Below are 15,492 nucleotides of genomic sequence, written 5' to 3'. Positions count from 1 at the left end.
TCATGCCATTCAAGAGGAGGGTTCCATGACGGTACGTGCAGCGGTGGCGGGAGCGAGTGGTTACGCGGGCGGGGAACTGCTGCGTCTGCTCCTGGCGCACCCCGAGGTCGAGATCGGCGCTCTGACCGGCAACTCCAACGCCGGCCAGCGCCTCGGCGCGCTGCAGCCACACCTGCTGCCGCTGGCCGACCGTGTCCTTGAGGAGACCACCGCTGAGGTTCTCACCGGGCAGGGCCGGCGGCATGACGTGGTGTTCCTCGCCCTGCCGCACGGACAGTCCGCGGCCGTCGCCGAGCAGCTCGGCCCGGACGTGCTCGTGATCGACATGGGCGCCGACTTCCGGCTCAAGGACGCCGCCGACTGGGAGAAGTACTACGGCTCCGCGCACGCCGGTACCTGGCCCTACGGCCTCGCCGAACTGCCGGGAGCCCGCGCCGCGTTGGAAGGCGCCAAGCGTGTCGCGGTGCCCGGCTGCTACCCCACGGCGGCCTCACTGGCACTCTTCCCGGCGTACGCGGCCGGGCTCGCCGAGGCCGAGGCCGTGATCGTCGCCGCGTCCGGCACGTCCGGCGCGGGCAAGGCACCCAAGCCCCACCTGCTGGGCAGTGAGGTCATGGGCTCCATGTCCCCGTACGGCGTCGGCGGCGTCCACCGGCACACACCCGAGATGATCCAGAACCTCAGCGCGGCCGCCGGCGAGCCCGTCACGGTCTCCTTCACCCCGACCCTCGCACCCATGCCCCGCGGCATCCTCGCCACGTGCAGCGCCAAGGCTCGCGACGGGGTCACCGGAGAGTCTCTGCGCGCCGTCTACGAGAAGGCGCTCGCCGACGAACCGTTCGTCCACCTGCTCCCCGAGGGGCAGTGGCCCGCCACGGCGTCCGTCTACGGTTCCAACGCCGTTCAGGTGCAGGTCGCGTACGACGAGAACGCGGGCCGGATCATCGCGATCAGCGCCATCGACAACCTGACCAAGGGCACCGCGGGCGGTGCCGTCCAGAGCATGAACCTCGCCCTCGGTCTCGACGAGACCACAGGACTTTCCACGATCGGAGTCGCACCGTGAGTGTCACGGCAGCCAAAGGATTCACGGCGGCGGGCATCGCCGCCGGGATCAAGGAGAACGGCAACCCGGACCTGGCCCTCGTGGTCAACAACGGGCCCCGCCGCGCCGCCGCGGGCGTCTTCACCTCCAACCGCGTGAAGGCCGCACCGGTGCTGTGGTCCGAGCAGGTCCTGGCCGGCGGCCAGGTGTCCGCGGTGGTCCTCAACTCCGGTGGCGCCAACGCCTGCACGGGCCCGAGGGGCTTCCAGGACACGCACGCGACCGCCGAGAAGGCAGCGGAGGTCCTCGGCCGGGGCGCCATCGAGGTCGCGGTCTGCTCGACCGGTCTCATCGGCGTCCTGCTCCCGATGGACAAGCTGCTCCCCGGAGTCGAGACGGCCGCCGCCCAGCTCTCCGAGCACGGCGGCGAGAAGGCCGCCATCGCCATCAAGACCACCGACACGGTCCACAAGACGTCCGTCGCCGAGGGCGACGGCTGGACCGTCGGCGGCATGGCCAAGGGCGCGGGCATGCTCGCCCCCGGCCTCGCCACCATGCTCGTCGTGATCACCACGGACGCCGACGTCGACAGTGCCGTACTGGACGAGGCGCTGCGCGCCGCCACCAGGGTCACGTTCGACCGCGTCGACTCCGACGGCTGCATGTCCACCAACGACACCGTCCTGCTGCTCGCCTCCGGCTCCTCCGAAGTCACCCCGGAGTACGGGGAGTTCGCCGAGGCCGTCAAGGCGGTGTGCGCCGACCTCGCCCGGCAGCTGATCGGGGACGCCGAGGGCGCCGGCAAGGACATCAAGATCGAGGTGGTGGGTGCCGCCACCGAGGACGACGCCGTCGAGGTGGGCCGCTCCATCGCCCGCAACAACCTCCTCAAGTGCGCCATCCACGGCGAGGACCCCAACTGGGGCCGTGTGCTCTCCGCGATCGGCACGACGGGCGCGGCCTTCGAGCCCGACCGGCTCAACGTCGCCATCAACGGCGTCTGGGTCTGCAAGAACGGCGGCGTCGGCGAGGACCGCGACAAGGTCGACATGCGCTACCGCGAGGTGCACATCGTGGCCGACCTCGCCGCCGGCGACGCCACCGCCACGATCTGGACCAACGACCTCACCGCCGACTACGTCCACGAGAACAGCGCCTATTCCTCATGAGCAGTACGCGTAAGCACACCGCCCTCCCCAAGGCACAGACCCTCATCGAGGCGCTGCCCTGGCTGGTCCGGCACAAGGGCAGGACCGTCGTCATCAAGTTCGGCGGCAACGCCATGATCGACGAGGAGCTGAAGGCCGCGTTCGCCCAGGACGTCGTGTTCCTGCTCCACGCCGGCCTCAGGCCCGTCGTCGTGCACGGCGGCGGCCCGCAGATCAGCGCCGCCCTCGACAGGCACGGCATCGTCAGCGAGTTCAAGGCGGGCCTGCGCGTCACCACCGAGGACGCCATGGACGTCGTCCGCATGGTGCTGGCCGGGCAGGTGCAGCGCGAACTGGTCGGGCTGCTCAACCAGCACGGGCCGCTCGCCGTCGGCCTCACCGGCGAGGACGCGCACACCATCACCGCGACCAGGCACCGGCCCGAGATCGACGGCGAGCTCATCGACATCGGGCGGGTGGGCGAGATCACCGAGATCGACACGGGCGCGATCGAGGCGCTGCTGGCCGACGGCCGTATCCCGGTCGTCTCGTCGATCGCCCGGAGCCAGGACGACGGGCACGTCTACAACGTCAACGCCGACACGGCGGCCGCCGCACTCGCCGCGGCACTGGGCGCCGAAACCCTCATGGTCCTCACGGACGTCGAGGGCCTCTACGAGGACTGGCCGAACAGCGACGAGGTGATCAGCCGCCTCACGGCCACCCAACTGGAGAAACTCCTGCCGGAGTTGTCGTCCGGCATGGTGCCGAAAATGAAGGGCTGCCTGCACGCCGTGCGCAACGGCGTACAGAACGCCCGCGTCATCGACGGCAGGGTCCAGCACTCGATCCTGCTGGAGATCTTCACCGACGAGGGCATCGGCACGATGGTCGTGCCCGATGCGGAAGAGGGGGATGCCGGATGACCGGCAGCGGGACCAACGCCGAGCTCACCCAGCGGTGGCAGGGCGCGCTCATGAACAACTACGGCACCCCGAGGCTCCCTCTCGTCCGCGGTGAGGGCACCAGGCTGTGGGACGCCGACGGCAAGGAGTACCTCGACTTCGTCGGCGGTATCGCCGTCAACGCGCTCGGCCACGCCCACCCCGCGATCGTCGAGGCCGTCAGCAGGCAGATCGCCTCCCTCGGCCATGTCTCCAACCTGTTCATCGCCGAACCGCCCGTCGCGCTCGCCGAGCGGCTGCTCCAGCTCTTCGGCCGCGACGGCAAGGTCTACTTCTGCAACTCGGGCGCCGAGGCCAACGAGGGCGCCTTCAAGATCGGCCGGCTGACCGGGCGCACCCACATGGTCGCCACCCAGGGCGGCTTCCACGGCCGCACCATGGGCGCCCTCGCGCTCACCGGCCAGCCCGGCAAGCAGGAGCCGTTCCTGCCGCTGCCCGGCGACGTCACCCACGTCCCGTACGGCGACGCGCAGGCCCTGGCCGCCGCGGTCACCGAGGAGACGGCCCTCGTCGTCATCGAGCCCGTCCAGGGCGAGAACGGTGTGGTCGTGCCGCCCCCGGGCTACCTCAAGGCCGCCCGTGCGATCACCGCGGCCACCGGTTCGCTGCTCGTCCTCGACGAGGTGCAGACCGGCGTCGGCCGTACCGGCAACTGGTTCGCGTACCAGGCCCACGAGGGCGTCCTGCCCGATGTCGTCACCCTCGCCAAGGGCCTCGGCGGCGGGCTGCCGCTGGGCGCGACCGTCGCCTTCGGCCGGGCCGCCGAGCTGCTGGGGCCCGGCCAGCACGGGACCACGTTCGGCGGGAACCCCGTCGCCTGCGCCGCCGGACTCGCCGTCCTGGAGACCATCCAGGACGAGGGGCTGCTGGAGAACGTGAAGTCCGCGAGCGAGAAGCTGCGCGGTGGAATCGAGTCTCTCGGGCACCCGTTGATCGACTATGTCCGTGGTGCGGGCCTTCTGCTGGGTATCGTGCTCACGGAGCCGCTCGCGCCGCAGGCGCAGCAGGCGGCTCAGGACGCCGGTCTCCTGGTGAATGCGCCCGCCCCCGATGTCGTACGGCTCATGCCGCCGCTGACGATCGGTGACGCGGAGGTGGACGCCTTCCTCCAGGCGCTGCCCGGCGTCCTCGACGCAGCGCACGCGACAGTTGAGGCCGGACGATCCGGAGAATGAGACGACGATGAGTCAGGCGCAGGACCACGAGCACGCCGCAGGGCCTGCCGTGCCGCAGACCCGCACCGCCCGCCACCGCCGGATCGTGGACATCCTCAACCGGCAACCGGTGCGTTCCCAGAGCCAGTTGGCGAAGCTCCTCGCCGACGACGGGCTGAGCGTCACTCAGGCGACGCTCTCCCGGGACCTGGACGAGCTGAACGCGGTGAAGATCCGCAACAGCGAGGGCGACCTCATCTACGCGGTCCCGAGCGAGGGCGGCTTCCGCACCCCGCGCGTGCCGCTGGGCGGGTCGGCGAAGGAGGAGCGGATGCGGCGCCTGTCGCAGGAGCTGCTGATCTCCGCGGAGGCCTCCGCCAACCTCGTGGTCCTGCGCACCCCGCCGGGTGCCGCCCAGTTCCTCGCCTCGGCCATCGACCAGGCCGAACTGCACGACATCCTCGGCACGATCGCCGGCGACGACACGCTGCTGCTGATCAGCCGCGACCCGACCGGGGGGCAGGCACTCGCCGATCACCTGCTCCGGCTGGCGCAGAACAACCACTGAGCGGGCGAGCACCGGCACCAACGAGGGCGGGGCGTACCGGAGTTCCGGTACGCCCCGCCCTCGCATGGGGGAACTTGCGTGGGGGTCTTCGGTTGTGGGCCCTTCCGGGCCCGGTGCGCGGGCTCAGCCCAGTCGGTCGGCGAGCCCTCCGGTGCAGCGGACCTCGTCGCCCGCCGTGATGAGCAGGGCCTCGGTGTCCGGCAGGGACTCCAGCCAGCTCAGCCCGTCCCGCGCGCCCATCGCGAACGCGGCCGTCGCCCAGGCGTCGGCCCAGGTCAGCTTGGGGGCGACCACGGTCACGGCGACCAGGTCGGTGATCGCCGATTTGCCGGTGCGCGGGTCCACGATGTGCGTGCCGCGCTCGGCGGTGCCGGACGTCGCCACGGCCAGCTGCGCGGTGCCGGCGGCGGAGACCACGGCGGCCAGCGCCCCCGGTCGCAGCGGATCGGACACGCCCACCCGCCACGGCCGCTGCGGGCCCGGTACCCCGCACAGCTGTACGTCGCCGCCGCCGTTCACGTTCACCCCGGTCGCGCCCGCCGCGACCAGGTGGAGGGCGGCCCGCTCGGTGGCCCAGCCCTTCACGATGCCGGTCGGGTCGAAGGTCCCCTGGAAGGTGGCGCTGAACCAGCCGTCGCTGAGCCGCTCGGCCTCGGAGCACAGCTGCAGGATCTGGGCGACCTCCGGATCGCACTCCTCGATGGTCAGCTCGCCGCGGGCCAGCCGGGAGATCTGGCTGTCGTCGCGGTAGGTGCTGAACACCTCGTTGACCCGGTGGAGTCCGGCCACGGCCTCGTCCAGCGCGGCCCTCATGGCGGTGGGCTCTCCACCGCGCACGTCGAACGAGAAGACCGTGCCCATGACCTCCTCGACGTGGCGCAGTTGCGCCGGCGCCGGCGCCGGGGTCTCGGAGGGCTCAGCCACCGGCGTTGTCCAGGGCGGACTGGAGGGACTTCTTGTAGCCCGCGCTCGTGTAGGTGGCACCGGAGACGGCATCAATGTCGGCACTCCCTGCTGCGACGGCTTCCTGGTTGAGCTTCGGTATGGCGTTGCCGCTGACCTGGGTGGAGCGGCCGCCCTGGGGCATCTGTACGGCCTCGGCCTTGGTGATCTTGCCGTCGCTGACGGTGACACGGACCTGGACCGGCCCGTACTCCGTCTTGACGACCTCGCCCTGGACCGTCTCGCCCTCTGCCTGCGCACTGCCCGCCCCGGCCCCGGCCTCCGCGGAGCCCGACTCCTGCCCGGCGCCCGCCTCCTGGCCACCGGACTCCTGGGCCCCCGAGCCCTGCGCGCTCTTGGCCTTGTCCAGAGCGGACTGCAACGACTTCTTGTAGCCGGCGCTGGTGTACGTGGCACCGGAGACGGCGTCGATCTCGGCGCTGCCCGCCGTCACCGCCGCCTGGTTGAGCTTCGGTACGGAATTTCCGCTGATCTGGGTGGAGCGGCCGCCCTCCGGTTTCTGTACCGCCTCGGCCTTCGTGATCTTTCCGCCGCTTACGGTGATCCGGACCTGGACCGGCCCGTACTCCGTCTGCTCGACATCACCCGTGACGGTCTGGGCCTGTGCGCTGCCCGAGCCCTGCCCACCGCCACTGCCGGCCTTGTCGATGGCCGACTGGAGGGACTTCTTGTAGCCGGCGCTGGTGTAGGTGGCACCGGAGACGGCGTCGATCTCGGCGCTGCCCGCGGCGACGGCCGCCTCGTTGAGTTTGGGGACGGAATCCCCGCTGATCTGGGTGGAGCGGCCGCCCTCCGGTTTCTGTACGGCGTCGGCCTTGGTGATCTTGCCGCCGCTGACGGTGATGCGGACCTGGACGGGCCCGTACTCCGTCTGCTCGACATCACCCGTCAGCGTCTGCGTCTGCCCGTTGCCGATGGCCTGGGCACCCGCCGACCCCTGGGGCGCGACCGACTCCCCAGCGGCAGTCGGGTCCGACGACGGCTTCAGCGTCAGCAGCAGCACGATGCCGGACACGGTGGCGGCGCTGGCGAGCAGGACACGCCGAATGGGATGGCTCTTCTTCATCGCTCCTGAGCTCCTAGCTCCGATAGGTCGCGTAAGTCCCGTGCTTCCGGTCGCTCACATCTCGAACGACTCGTGATGGATGCGGCGCGTCGGCACACCCGCACCGCGCAGCGCCTCGTACACCTGCTGGGCGAACCCGGGCGGCCCGCACATGAAGACGTCGTGTTCGTCGATGTCGGGGATCTTGCGGCGCAGTGTGTCCGGCGAGATGTCGGGGCGCTCCCCCTCGGGGCTGTTCACCGCGTACATCAGCCGGGCCCCGCGCTCCTCGGCGATCGACGCCAGCTCGTCCCACAGCGCCAGATCCTGGGTGCTGTTGGCCCGGTACAGCAGCGTCAGGTCTCCGGCCGCGGCGGGCAGCGTCTCGAACAGCGCCCGCATCGGCGTGATGCCCACGCCGCCGGCCACCAGCAGCACCTTGCCGCGGCTGCGCTTGCCCGCCGTCATCGCCCCGTACGGGCCCTCGGCCCACACCCGGGTGCCAGGCTGCAGGTCGCGCAGCGCAGAGCTGTGGTCGCCGGCCGCCTTCACCGTGATGCGCAACATGTTGGGGCGGGGCGCCGCCGACAGCGAGTACGGGTGCGAGCTGAACCGCATGCCCGGCGCGAGGAACCGCCAGCGGAAGAAATGCCCGGCCTCCGCACCCATCCGGTGCAGTTTCCGCCCGCTCATCAGCACCGACGCGACCCCGGGTGCCTCCTCGATGACCGCCTCGACACGCAGCCGGTGCCGCATGTTCAGCCGGATCGGCGTGAGGATCCGGTACCACACCACCAGCGCCGTCACCGTCCCGTACAGGGCGTACCAGACGGTCTTCGCGATGGGCTCCACCACGAACTCGTTGCCCGTGGACAGCTGGTGCCAGAACGTCATGAACGTGGCCGCGTACGTCAGCAGGTGGACGTGGTACCACAGGTCGTACGGAATCCGCCGCCGCACCGGCCCCATCGAGATCAGCCCGATGAACACCAGGATGCCGGTGCCGATCGCGGCTTTGCCCATGTCCGGCAGCTGGTTGATCGAGTCGATCGTCTGCTGCACGATGTCGCCGAACGTGAGCCCGGCCTGGAGGGCGTACCCGTACATCGTCATCACGACGTGGGCGACGACCAGGGAGAGCGTGTACCGCCCGCTCATCGCGTGCCAGCGCGCCACCCGGTCCGAGCCGACCCGGCGCTCCAGCGCGGGTACCCGGGCCATCTGCAAGACGACCAACGCCATCAGGTACCCGGCGAGCAGCCCGGTGATCCGGCCCGCGGCCAGCCACTTGCTGGCGGTGTCCGCGAGGGACGGCGTGTTGCTCCACCACAGCCAGATCACTCCGGCGGCGCCCGCGAAGACGGCGAGCAACAGCGGGACGGCGGGGGAGCGTCGGGGGCGGATACGGCGCATCGTCTGGCGCCGCGCGGCGCGGCCGCCTGCGATCGTGGTGGTCACGGTTCCTCCGTGGTGGCGGGCAAGGGAGTGGGGCGTATCCCTTGGCCCTGAGATACGTGCCGCGGTGCCCGAGTGTTCAGCGGCCAAGGGAGTCCAGCGCGGACTGAAGTGACTGGCGGTAACCCTCACTCGTGTAAGTGGCTCCGGAGACCGCGTCGATGTTCGCGCCCTGCGCGCTGAGAGCCTCGCTGCCCAGCCGGGGGATGGCGTAGCCGTTGATCCGCTGGTCCCTTGGACTGCTCTGGGGATACGTCACCGCCGTGACGTCGGTGAGCCTGCCGTCCTTCACCGTGACGCGGACCTGCACGGGCCCGTACCGGGTCTGCGCCGCATCCCCCGTGGCGGTACGGGTGCCGGTGGCCGGTCCGCTCGACGCGCTGCCTGACGGAGCGGGCAAGGCGACGGCGCCGGTGGACGGTGACGGCGCCGGTGAGGCAAGGGCCGGTGCCGTGTGCGGCTTCAGCGACAGCACCAGCACCACCCCGGAGACGGTGGCCGCGCTCGTCAGCACGATGCGGCGCAGCGGACGGTTCTTCTTCAGCGCGTGCACGTCGGCCTCACAGTTCGAACGACTCGTGGTGGATACGGCGGTCCGGCACCCCGGCGGTGCGCAGCGCCTCGTAGAGCTCCCGGGCGAGCCCGTGCGGACCGCACAAGTACACGTCGCGCTCGGCGATGTCGGGCACGGCCGCCCGCAGGGACCCGGAGGTCAGGTTCGGACGCTGCCCCTGCGGACCGTTGAGCGCGTAGAGCAGGCGCGCCCCGCGCCACTGCGCGACGGCCTCCAGTTCGCCGCCCAGGGCGAGGTCCTCGGCCGTGCGTGCCCGGTAGAGGAGGGTGACGTCACCGGGCAGAGTCTCGAACAGCGCCCGCAGCGGAGTGATGCCGACCCCGCCCGCGATGAGCAACGCCTTGGACGCGGTGCGCCGCTCGGCGGTCAGCGACCCGTACGGGCCCTCCGCCCACACGCGGGTGCCCGGCCGCAGCAGGGAGACGGCCGCGCTGTGGTCGCCGAGCGCCTTGACCGTGATGCGCAGCCGGTCCTGCCGGGGCGGAGCGGACAGGGAGTACGGCGTGGAGGTGCGGCGCAGCCCCCGCGCGAGGAACCGCCAGCGGAAGAACTGCCCCGGCAGCACCCCCAGCTCGTCCAGCCGCCGGCCGCGCATGACGACCGACAACACACCGGGCGCCTCCTCGTACACGGCCTCCACCCGCAGCCGGTGCCGCAGGTTGAGCCGTATCGGCGTAAGGACGCGGAACCACACGACCAGAGCCGCCACGCCCAGGTAGAGCGCGTACCAGGCGAGCTGCGCCATCTCGTTGCCGGTGAAGTCGGCGCCGAGCGCGAGCTGGTGGCCGAACGCGAGGAAAACGGCGGCGTACGTCAGCAGGTGCACGTAGTACCAGAACTCGTGGCGGACCCGGCGGCGTACGGCACGCATCGAGGTGATCCCCACCGCGAACAGGAGCACGGTGCCTGCGGTGGCCTTGAGCATCTCCGGGTAGTCGAGTACCACCGAAACCGCCTCGCGCAGGATCGAGAAGCCGTCCTGTGCGGCGTACCCGGCGAGGATCAGCACCACGTGGGCCACCAGCAGGCAGACCGTGTACCGGCCCGCTCTCGCGTGCCAGCGTGCCACCCGGTCCGAGCCGATCCGCCGCTCCAGCAGCGGGACCCGCGCCATCAGCCCGACCAGCACCGCACAGGCGTACCCGGACAGCAGCCCCGTGATCCGTCCCGCCCCGGTCAGCCAGCCCGCCGCGCCCACGACCGAGCCGGTGTCCTGCCACCACAGCGCGACGACAGCCGCGGCCCCGGCCCACACGAGCCCCAGCAGGGGGCCCGCGGGAGAGCGCCGGGCCGCCGTGGGAGGCGGATGCTGCGGCGGGGCCATGGGCGTGCTCATGGACGTCGTCATGGCCGGAACTGTGCCGCCCGAACTTCTGAGCGGGCTCTGAGCGACGGCCGCGACCAGCGCCTTCAGAGGAAACTCAGAGCGTGAGGCGTCGCGGAACACTCCCGGCAGGGGTGATGCTGGAAGGCGCCATGAACGCACGCTCCGGCCGCCCGGCCCTCACCCGCCCCGACGGCACCCCCGTCCGCGTCCTCGTCGTCGACGACGACCCGGACCTCGCCGAGGTGCTCTCCGGCGCCCTGCGCTACGAGGGCTGGGAGGTGCGGACGGCCGGCGACGGCGCGTCGGCCGTCGCCGGGGCCCGCGAGCTGCTGCCCGACGCCGTCGTCCTCGACGTGATGCTCCCGGACACCGACGGCTTCGCCGTGCTGCGCTCCCTGCGCGCGGTGCGACCGGACGTCTGCGTGCTCTTCCTGACCGCCCGGGACGCCGTCGAGGACCGCATCGCGGGCATCACCGCGGGCGGCGACGACTACGTGACCAAACCGTTCAGCCTGGAGGAGGTCGTCGCCCGGCTGCGGGGACTGCTGCGCCGCGCGGGCATGGCCCGGCAGCTGGAGGAGGGCCCCCGGCTGGTCGTCGGTGACCTCGCCATGGACGAGGAGGCCCGTGAGGTGACCCGGGCCGGCGAGCTGATCGGGCTGTCCCCGACCGAGTTCGAGCTGCTGCGCTTCCTGATGCGCAACCCGAGACGGGTGCTCAGCAAGACCCAGATCCTCGACCGGGTCTGGTCGTACGACTTCGGCGGCCAGGCCCATGTCGTGGAGCTGTACATCTCCTACCTGCGCAAGAAGGTGGACGCCGGCCGGCCGCCCATGATCCACACGGTGCGGGGCGCCGGGTACGTGCTCAAACCGGTGGCCCGGTGAAGCGGGGGGCGTGGCTGCGCGGGTGTGTGCGGGCGGTGGGGCGCCTGGGCCCTGTGTCGAAAGTGGCGTCGTCCGCCCGAAGGGCGGGCCGGGAGGCGGCGATGGGGGTCCCCCCGCGCGAGCTCGGGTTCGAGCGTGGGGGAGCGTGCTCTCGGCGTGCCGGGCGCAAGACCCCGTTGATGGACCGGACGTACTTGGGCCTTCGCCCGGTGCGGCGAGTGGGGGCACCTCCCACGCCCTTGAGGCAGCGGGGGAGCGTTCCAGGCGTCGCCCGGCAGGCGCCACTTTCGACACAGGGCCTGGCGTCACGGCTGCCCTGGCCCCGCACACTGCGGGCACGGCTCACCGCCGGACTGGTGGTGCTCCTCACCGTCAGTTGCGCCGCGGTCGGCGTCGCCGCCGTGGTCGAGCTGGAACACTTCCTCACCGGCCGAGTCGACCAGCAGCTCAGCGAGGCCGGGGTCCGCTTCCCGGAGAGCCTGGAGCACAACGGACGCTCCCGGTCCGACCACGACGGCGACGAACACGGGGACACCCGCAGAATGGCGACGGGCACGTTCGGCGCCCGACTGGCCGACGGCGTGGTCACCAGCGCGGCGGTGGTGCGCCCCGGCGACTCCACCACGGGCCTGGACGTCACCCTGACCGCGAAGGACGAGGCGGCACTCGTCGCCCTCCCGGTCGACGGCAGGGGCCACACCGTCGACCTGTCGTCCCTGAACGAGTACCGGGTCGTCGCCGACAAGGGCGCGGACGGCGACGTACTGATCACGGGGCTCCCCCTGGAACCGGTGAACACCGCCGTCCGCCGCCTGGAGCTGGTCGCCACGATCGTCTTCGGCGCCGCCCTGGTGACCACCGGGCTCGCGGGTGCCGTGTGGGTGCGCTGGTCGCTGCGCCCGCTCGGGCGGGTCACCGCGACCGCGACCCGGGTCAGCGAACTCCCTCTGGCCAGCGGCGACGTGGCCCTGCCGCCACGGGCCCCCGAGTCCGACCCGCACGGCGAGGTGGGGCAGGTCGCCACCGCCTTCAACCGGATGCTCGGCCATGTCGAGGACGCCCTGACCAAGCGCCATGCGAGCGAGGAGCGGCTGCGCAGCTTCGCCGCCGACGCCAGCCACGAGCTGCGCACCCCGGTGGCGTCCGTGCGCGGGCACGCCGAACTCGCCCTGCTGCACCCCGGCCCCGTGCCCCCGAAGGTCACACGGGCGCTGATACGCATCGCTGCCGAGTCGGCACGCATGGGCGAGATGGTCGACGACCTGCTGCTGCTGGCCCGCCTCGACGCGGGCCGGCCGCTGGAGCGGGACCCCGTGGACCTCACGCGTCTGGTCCTCGACGCGGTCACCGACGCGCGAGCCGCCGGACCGGGTCACGGCTGGGCGCTGGAGCTGCCCGAGGAACCCTTCACGGTGCCGGGCGACGCCCACCGGCTCCACCAGGTACTGGCCAACCTGCTGGCCAACGCGCGCGCCCACACGCCCGCCGGTACCAAGGTGACCGTGTCCCTGGAGTCCGGTGCCGCCGAGGCCGTCCTGACGGTCCACGACGACGGCCCGGGCGTGCCCGACGAGGTCCGGCACAGTGTCTTCGAACGCTTCGCCCGCGCCGACCGTCGTCGTACGGCGGGCTCCGGCGCCGGTGCGGGGCTCGGCCTGTCGATCGTGGCGGCGGTGACGGAGGCACACGGAGGCGGTGTCACCCTGGAGAGCAGGCCGGGATCGACGACGTTCACGGTACGGCTGCCCGCCGGCACGGAGTGACCCTTCAGACCGGGTGACCCTTCGGACCGGCTAGTACCGGGTGATCGCCGTGGGCCCGCTCGTCGTGCCGATCGCGATGTGCGGCCCCCGCCCCGGGTCGGCCCAGGCGAGGATCCGCCGCATCGCGTCCCGCGGCACCGAGACACAACCCGCCGTCGGCCCCTTCCCGTTGACGTGCAGGAAGATGCCGGCGCCGCGCTCCCGCACCGGCTGGGCGTAGTTGAAGCCGATGACGTAGGCGTACGCGTACTGCGTGCCGTACGTGACGAGGTGCTCGGACTCGGTGGCGCGGCAGTCGGGGGCGAGGGGCTCGGTCCAGCGGTTGTAGGAGCGGGACGCGTTGTCCTGGCACCACCAGGAGTCCTGGCGGACACGGCGGTACGGGGCCGTGGTGCCGTCGGGGGCCTCCTCGATCCCGAAGGCGTACGGGAGGTCGTACAGGCCGGTGGGCGTCGTGTTGGTCCCCTGTGTGCGGGAGCCGCCCTCGGCGAGCCCCTTGGCACCGAAGCGCGCGGCGGCGGACCCCGCCTTCTCCCAACCGCCGTCGCGCCGGTCCCACCACGTGACCGTGCCCGTCGTCGACGAGGTGTCCGAGGCCTCGGCGGTGATCAGTTGGGTGCCGCCGCCGGTGTCGGCCATCCGCTCGGGCAGGGGCGCCTGGCCCGGGGGCGCGGCACCGAGCAGGAGGGAGGCGGCGGCGAGGACGGCGGCTACGGCAGGGCGCATGCCTCAGACGCTAGAGGGAGGCAGCGGCAGCGGCAGCCCGGGTAGGCCATCCAGGCTCGTCGCGATGTGCTCCTTCTTGGCGAAGTAGGCGCTGAGCGAGGCGTCGTCCTCCCGCGCGAAGCGCTTGCCGTGCAGGTCACGGTCCTCGTCGTACGTCATGAAGGGCACCGCGTAGCCGCAGGAGTCGCGCACGAGGTCGGCCCGTACGACGATGATCGCGCGCAGGCCGTGCACGGTCGGGTCGATGTCCGGGAAGTGCGCGAGCAGATCGGGGAAGCGCGGGTCGTCACGGAAGACGGGCTCGCCGCGGCCGTGCACGCGGACGATGTTCGGCGGGCCCTGGAAGGCGCACCACATGAGGGTGACGCGGCCGTTCTCGCGCAGATGGGCGATGGTCTCGGCGTTGCTGCCGGCGAAGTCCAGGTAGGCGATGGTCAGCTCGTCGATCACCGCGAAGGAGCCCTTGAGGCCCTTGGGGGAGAGGTTGACCGTGCCGTCGGCGGAGAGGGGAGCGGTCGCCGTGAAGAAGACGGGCTGGGCCTCGATGAACGTACGCAGGCGGCCGTCGATGCGCTCGTAGGTCTTTCCCATGTCAAACGATTGTCCGGGAAGGCCTTTCGCTTGTCTAACGATTTGCGGTGCTGTCGGCGGACGCGTGACCTGTCGGACGGGCGGCGGTCTGTCAGACGAGCGGTCCGGCGGACCGCCCGGTCCGGCAGACGTGCGGTCCGGCAGACCCGCGGTCGTGGTTCAGGCGGAACCACGCCGTGGCCGCCCCGGCCGGCGCGCGGGGCGGCCACGGCAGCCTGGTTACTGGTTCAGCTCGCAGGCGGCGAGGGCTTCGAGGCCCTCGGGCTTCTCGGCGGCGCGGCCGATGGCGGTCTCGATGCGGTTGAGGGCGGCGACGCGCTTGTCCTCGAGGGGGCCGAGGATGGCGTTCTGGACGAAGTTGGCGCCGCCCTGGCCGACGGTGTCGACGAGTCGCTGGTTGGCTTCCTGGATCTGGGTGTCGAGGAGCGCGAGGTTGCTGTCGACCTCGGCCTGGGCGGAGGCGGGGATCTCCGGCAGTGAGCCCTCCACGGCCGGGCAGTTGATCGTGCCCGCGGCACCACCGCCCGCCGCGTCTCCGGCGTCCGCGGCACCGCCACCCGCCGCGTCGCCCGCGTCAGCGGCACCGCCGGCGTTCCCGGCGTCACCTGCTTCCCCCGCGGCGTCGCCGCCGGCCGCGTCGCCTGCCGCCCCGCCCGGCTCGGCCGCGGCGTCCCCGCCGGCTCCCGCCTCCTCGCCGGCCGCCGCGCCCCCGGCGGCGTCGAGGGTGCAGGTAGCGAGGGCTTCGAGGCCCTCGGGCTTCTCGGCGGCGCGGCCGATGGCGGTCTCGATGCGGTTGAGGGCGGCGACGCGCTTGTCCTCGAGGGGGCCGAGGATGGCGTTCTGGACGAAGTTGGCGCCGCCCTGGCCGACGGTGTCGACGAGTCGCTGGTTGGCTTCCTGGATCTGGGTGTCGAGGAGCGCGAGGTTGCTGTCGACCTCGGCCTGGGCGGAGGCGGGGATCTCCGGCAGGGAGCCCTCCACCGCCGGGCAGCTGATCGTGCCGGGTGAGGCGTTGGCCGACGCGCCGTCATTGCTCTGGGACGTCTCCCCGGCCAAGGCGGACCCGGCGATCACCGCCCCTGACAACACCACAGCGGCGGCGCCGCCGATCATGAAGACGCGGCGCTTGTGGTACTTCGGAAGAGCCCTGGACATGCGGATGCCTCACTCGGGGTCGGGGGGTGGGGGCCGTCCGTCGGTCAGCGGAAACGGCCCGGTCCTCTGGTTCCTCTGCTTACAAACGCGGCGCCTGCGTTCGGGGAGAGGTACGAGAAAGCGCAT

General features: G+C 72.0%; 15 protein-coding genes. 7 read left to right on the top strand and 8 right to left on the bottom strand.

Annotation, left to right across the window (positions count from 1 at the left end):
* Positions 1 to 25 precede the first annotated feature (25 nt).
* From argC to FPZ41_RS09130, 5 genes are read left to right on the top strand one after another with little or no spacing between them, the layout of a single operon-like run.
* Positions 26 to 1,066 carry an N-acetyl-gamma-glutamyl-phosphate reductase gene (gene argC / locus FPZ41_RS09150; protein ID WP_152860866.1) on the top strand — a complete coding sequence of 347 codons (1,041 nt, stop codon included), beginning with the start codon at positions 26 to 28 and terminating at the stop codon, positions 1,064 to 1,066.
* On the top strand, positions 1,063 to 2,214 hold the full coding sequence (argJ, locus tag FPZ41_RS09145; RefSeq protein ID WP_322619999.1) for a bifunctional glutamate N-acetyltransferase/amino-acid acetyltransferase ArgJ: 1,152 nt from the start codon (positions 1,063 to 1,065) through the stop codon (positions 2,212 to 2,214). Before argC ends, argJ begins: the two co-directional genes overlap by 4 nt.
* Complete coding sequence (gene argB, locus FPZ41_RS09140) at positions 2,211 to 3,119, top strand: acetylglutamate kinase (RefSeq protein WP_152860864.1); 909 nt, start codon at positions 2,211 to 2,213, stop codon at positions 3,117 to 3,119. Before argJ ends, argB begins: the two co-directional genes overlap by 4 nt.
* Positions 3,116 to 4,333, top strand: coding sequence for an acetylornithine transaminase (locus FPZ41_RS09135; protein ID WP_152860862.1), 1,218 nt, complete (start codon positions 3,116 to 3,118; stop codon positions 4,331 to 4,333). Before argB ends, FPZ41_RS09135 begins: the two co-directional genes overlap by 4 nt.
* A 7-nt stretch (positions 4,334 to 4,340) precedes the next feature.
* Positions 4,341 to 4,880, top strand: a complete 540-nt coding sequence (locus tag FPZ41_RS09130) for an arginine repressor (protein WP_134039151.1) — start codon at positions 4,341 to 4,343, stop codon at positions 4,878 to 4,880.
* Between the two features lie 123 nt (positions 4,881 to 5,003).
* Here FPZ41_RS09130 and FPZ41_RS09125 read toward each other — a convergent pair whose 3' ends face one another.
* From FPZ41_RS09125 to FPZ41_RS09105, 5 genes are all read right to left on the bottom strand, one after another.
* A complete protein-coding gene (locus tag FPZ41_RS09125; protein WP_228022621.1) occupies positions 5,004 to 5,741 on the bottom strand; it encodes an FAD:protein FMN transferase in 738 nt (245 codons plus the stop codon).
* Between the two features lie 55 nt (positions 5,742 to 5,796).
* Positions 5,797 to 6,909: an FMN-binding protein gene (locus FPZ41_RS09120; protein WP_152860859.1), complete on the bottom strand. Its 1,113-nt coding sequence runs from the start codon at positions 6,907 to 6,909 to the stop codon at positions 5,797 to 5,799.
* A 54-nt stretch (positions 6,910 to 6,963) separates the two neighbouring features.
* Entirely contained in the window at positions 6,964 to 8,346 is a 1,383-nt protein-coding gene (locus FPZ41_RS09115) for a ferredoxin reductase family protein (RefSeq protein ID WP_322619997.1), read from the bottom strand.
* Between the two features lie 76 nt (positions 8,347 to 8,422).
* The gene (locus FPZ41_RS09110) at positions 8,423 to 8,896 is read right to left on the bottom strand and encodes an FMN-binding protein (protein ID WP_322619996.1); all 474 of its coding nucleotides are present in this window, start codon (positions 8,894 to 8,896) and stop codon (positions 8,423 to 8,425) included.
* Between the two features lie 7 nt (positions 8,897 to 8,903).
* Positions 8,904 to 10,265 (bottom strand): ferredoxin reductase family protein, encoded by a 1,362-nt coding sequence (locus FPZ41_RS09105; protein ID WP_407698765.1) that lies wholly within the window; start codon positions 10,263 to 10,265, stop codon positions 8,904 to 8,906.
* A gap of 128 nt (positions 10,266 to 10,393) precedes the next feature.
* Between FPZ41_RS09105 and FPZ41_RS09100 the strand changes: the two genes are divergently transcribed.
* Positions 10,394 to 11,131 carry a response regulator transcription factor gene (locus tag FPZ41_RS09100; protein WP_152860857.1) on the top strand — a complete coding sequence of 246 codons (738 nt, stop codon included), beginning with the start codon at positions 10,394 to 10,396 and terminating at the stop codon, positions 11,129 to 11,131.
* A gap of 356 nt (positions 11,132 to 11,487) precedes the next feature.
* Positions 11,488 to 12,894, top strand: a complete 1,407-nt coding sequence (locus FPZ41_RS09095) for a sensor histidine kinase (protein WP_322619995.1) — start codon at positions 11,488 to 11,490, stop codon at positions 12,892 to 12,894.
* A gap of 30 nt (positions 12,895 to 12,924) precedes the next feature.
* Here the strand turns inward: FPZ41_RS09095 and FPZ41_RS09090 are convergent, their stop codons facing one another.
* The 3 genes from FPZ41_RS09090 to FPZ41_RS09080 form a co-directional block, all read right to left on the bottom strand.
* Entirely contained in the window at positions 12,925 to 13,620 is a 696-nt protein-coding gene (locus tag FPZ41_RS09090; protein WP_152860853.1) for a L,D-transpeptidase family protein, read from the bottom strand.
* 3 nt (positions 13,621 to 13,623) lie between these two features.
* A complete protein-coding gene (locus FPZ41_RS09085) occupies positions 13,624 to 14,211 on the bottom strand; it encodes a pyridoxamine 5'-phosphate oxidase family protein (protein WP_152860851.1) in 588 nt (195 codons plus the stop codon).
* Between the two features lie 219 nt (positions 14,212 to 14,430).
* Entirely contained in the window at positions 14,431 to 15,366 is a 936-nt protein-coding gene (locus FPZ41_RS09080; protein ID WP_152860849.1) for a hypothetical protein, read from the bottom strand.
* Positions 15,367 to 15,492 lie beyond the last annotated feature (126 nt).

This window comes from Streptomyces acidicola (genome assembly GCF_009377235.1).
GTDB lineage: Bacteria > Actinomycetota > Actinomycetes > Streptomycetales > Streptomycetaceae > Streptomyces > Streptomyces acidicola.
Note: the sequence above shows the minus strand (reverse complement) of the source record. Positions and strands in the feature narration are given on the sequence as shown.

Coding starts and splice junctions, on each gene's coding strand:
- argC (WP_152860866.1), top strand. CDS start 26: ATGACGGTACGTGCAGCGGTGGCGGGAGCGAGTGGTTACGCGGGCGGG.
- argB (WP_152860864.1), top strand. CDS start 2,211: ATGAGCAGTACGCGTAAGCACACCGCCCTCCCCAAGGCACAGACCCTC.
- FPZ41_RS09135 (WP_152860862.1), top strand. CDS start 3,116: ATGACCGGCAGCGGGACCAACGCCGAGCTCACCCAGCGGTGGCAGGGC.
- FPZ41_RS09130 (WP_134039151.1), top strand. CDS start 4,341: ATGAGTCAGGCGCAGGACCACGAGCACGCCGCAGGGCCTGCCGTGCCG.
- FPZ41_RS09125 (WP_228022621.1), bottom strand. CDS start 5,741: ATGGGCACGGTCTTCTCGTTCGACGTGCGCGGTGGAGAGCCCACCGCC.
- FPZ41_RS09120 (WP_152860859.1), bottom strand. CDS start 6,909: ATGAAGAAGAGCCATCCCATTCGGCGTGTCCTGCTCGCCAGCGCCGCC.
- FPZ41_RS09105 (WP_407698765.1), bottom strand. CDS start 10,265: ATGACGACGTCCATGAGCACGCCCATGGCCCCGCCGCAGCATCCGCCT.
- FPZ41_RS09100 (WP_152860857.1), top strand. CDS start 10,394: ATGAACGCACGCTCCGGCCGCCCGGCCCTCACCCGCCCCGACGGCACC.
- FPZ41_RS09090 (WP_152860853.1), bottom strand. CDS start 13,620: ATGCGCCCTGCCGTAGCCGCCGTCCTCGCCGCCGCCTCCCTCCTGCTC.
- FPZ41_RS09085 (WP_152860851.1), bottom strand. CDS start 14,211: ATGGGAAAGACCTACGAGCGCATCGACGGCCGCCTGCGTACGTTCATC.
- FPZ41_RS09080 (WP_152860849.1), bottom strand. CDS start 15,366: ATGTCCAGGGCTCTTCCGAAGTACCACAAGCGCCGCGTCTTCATGATC.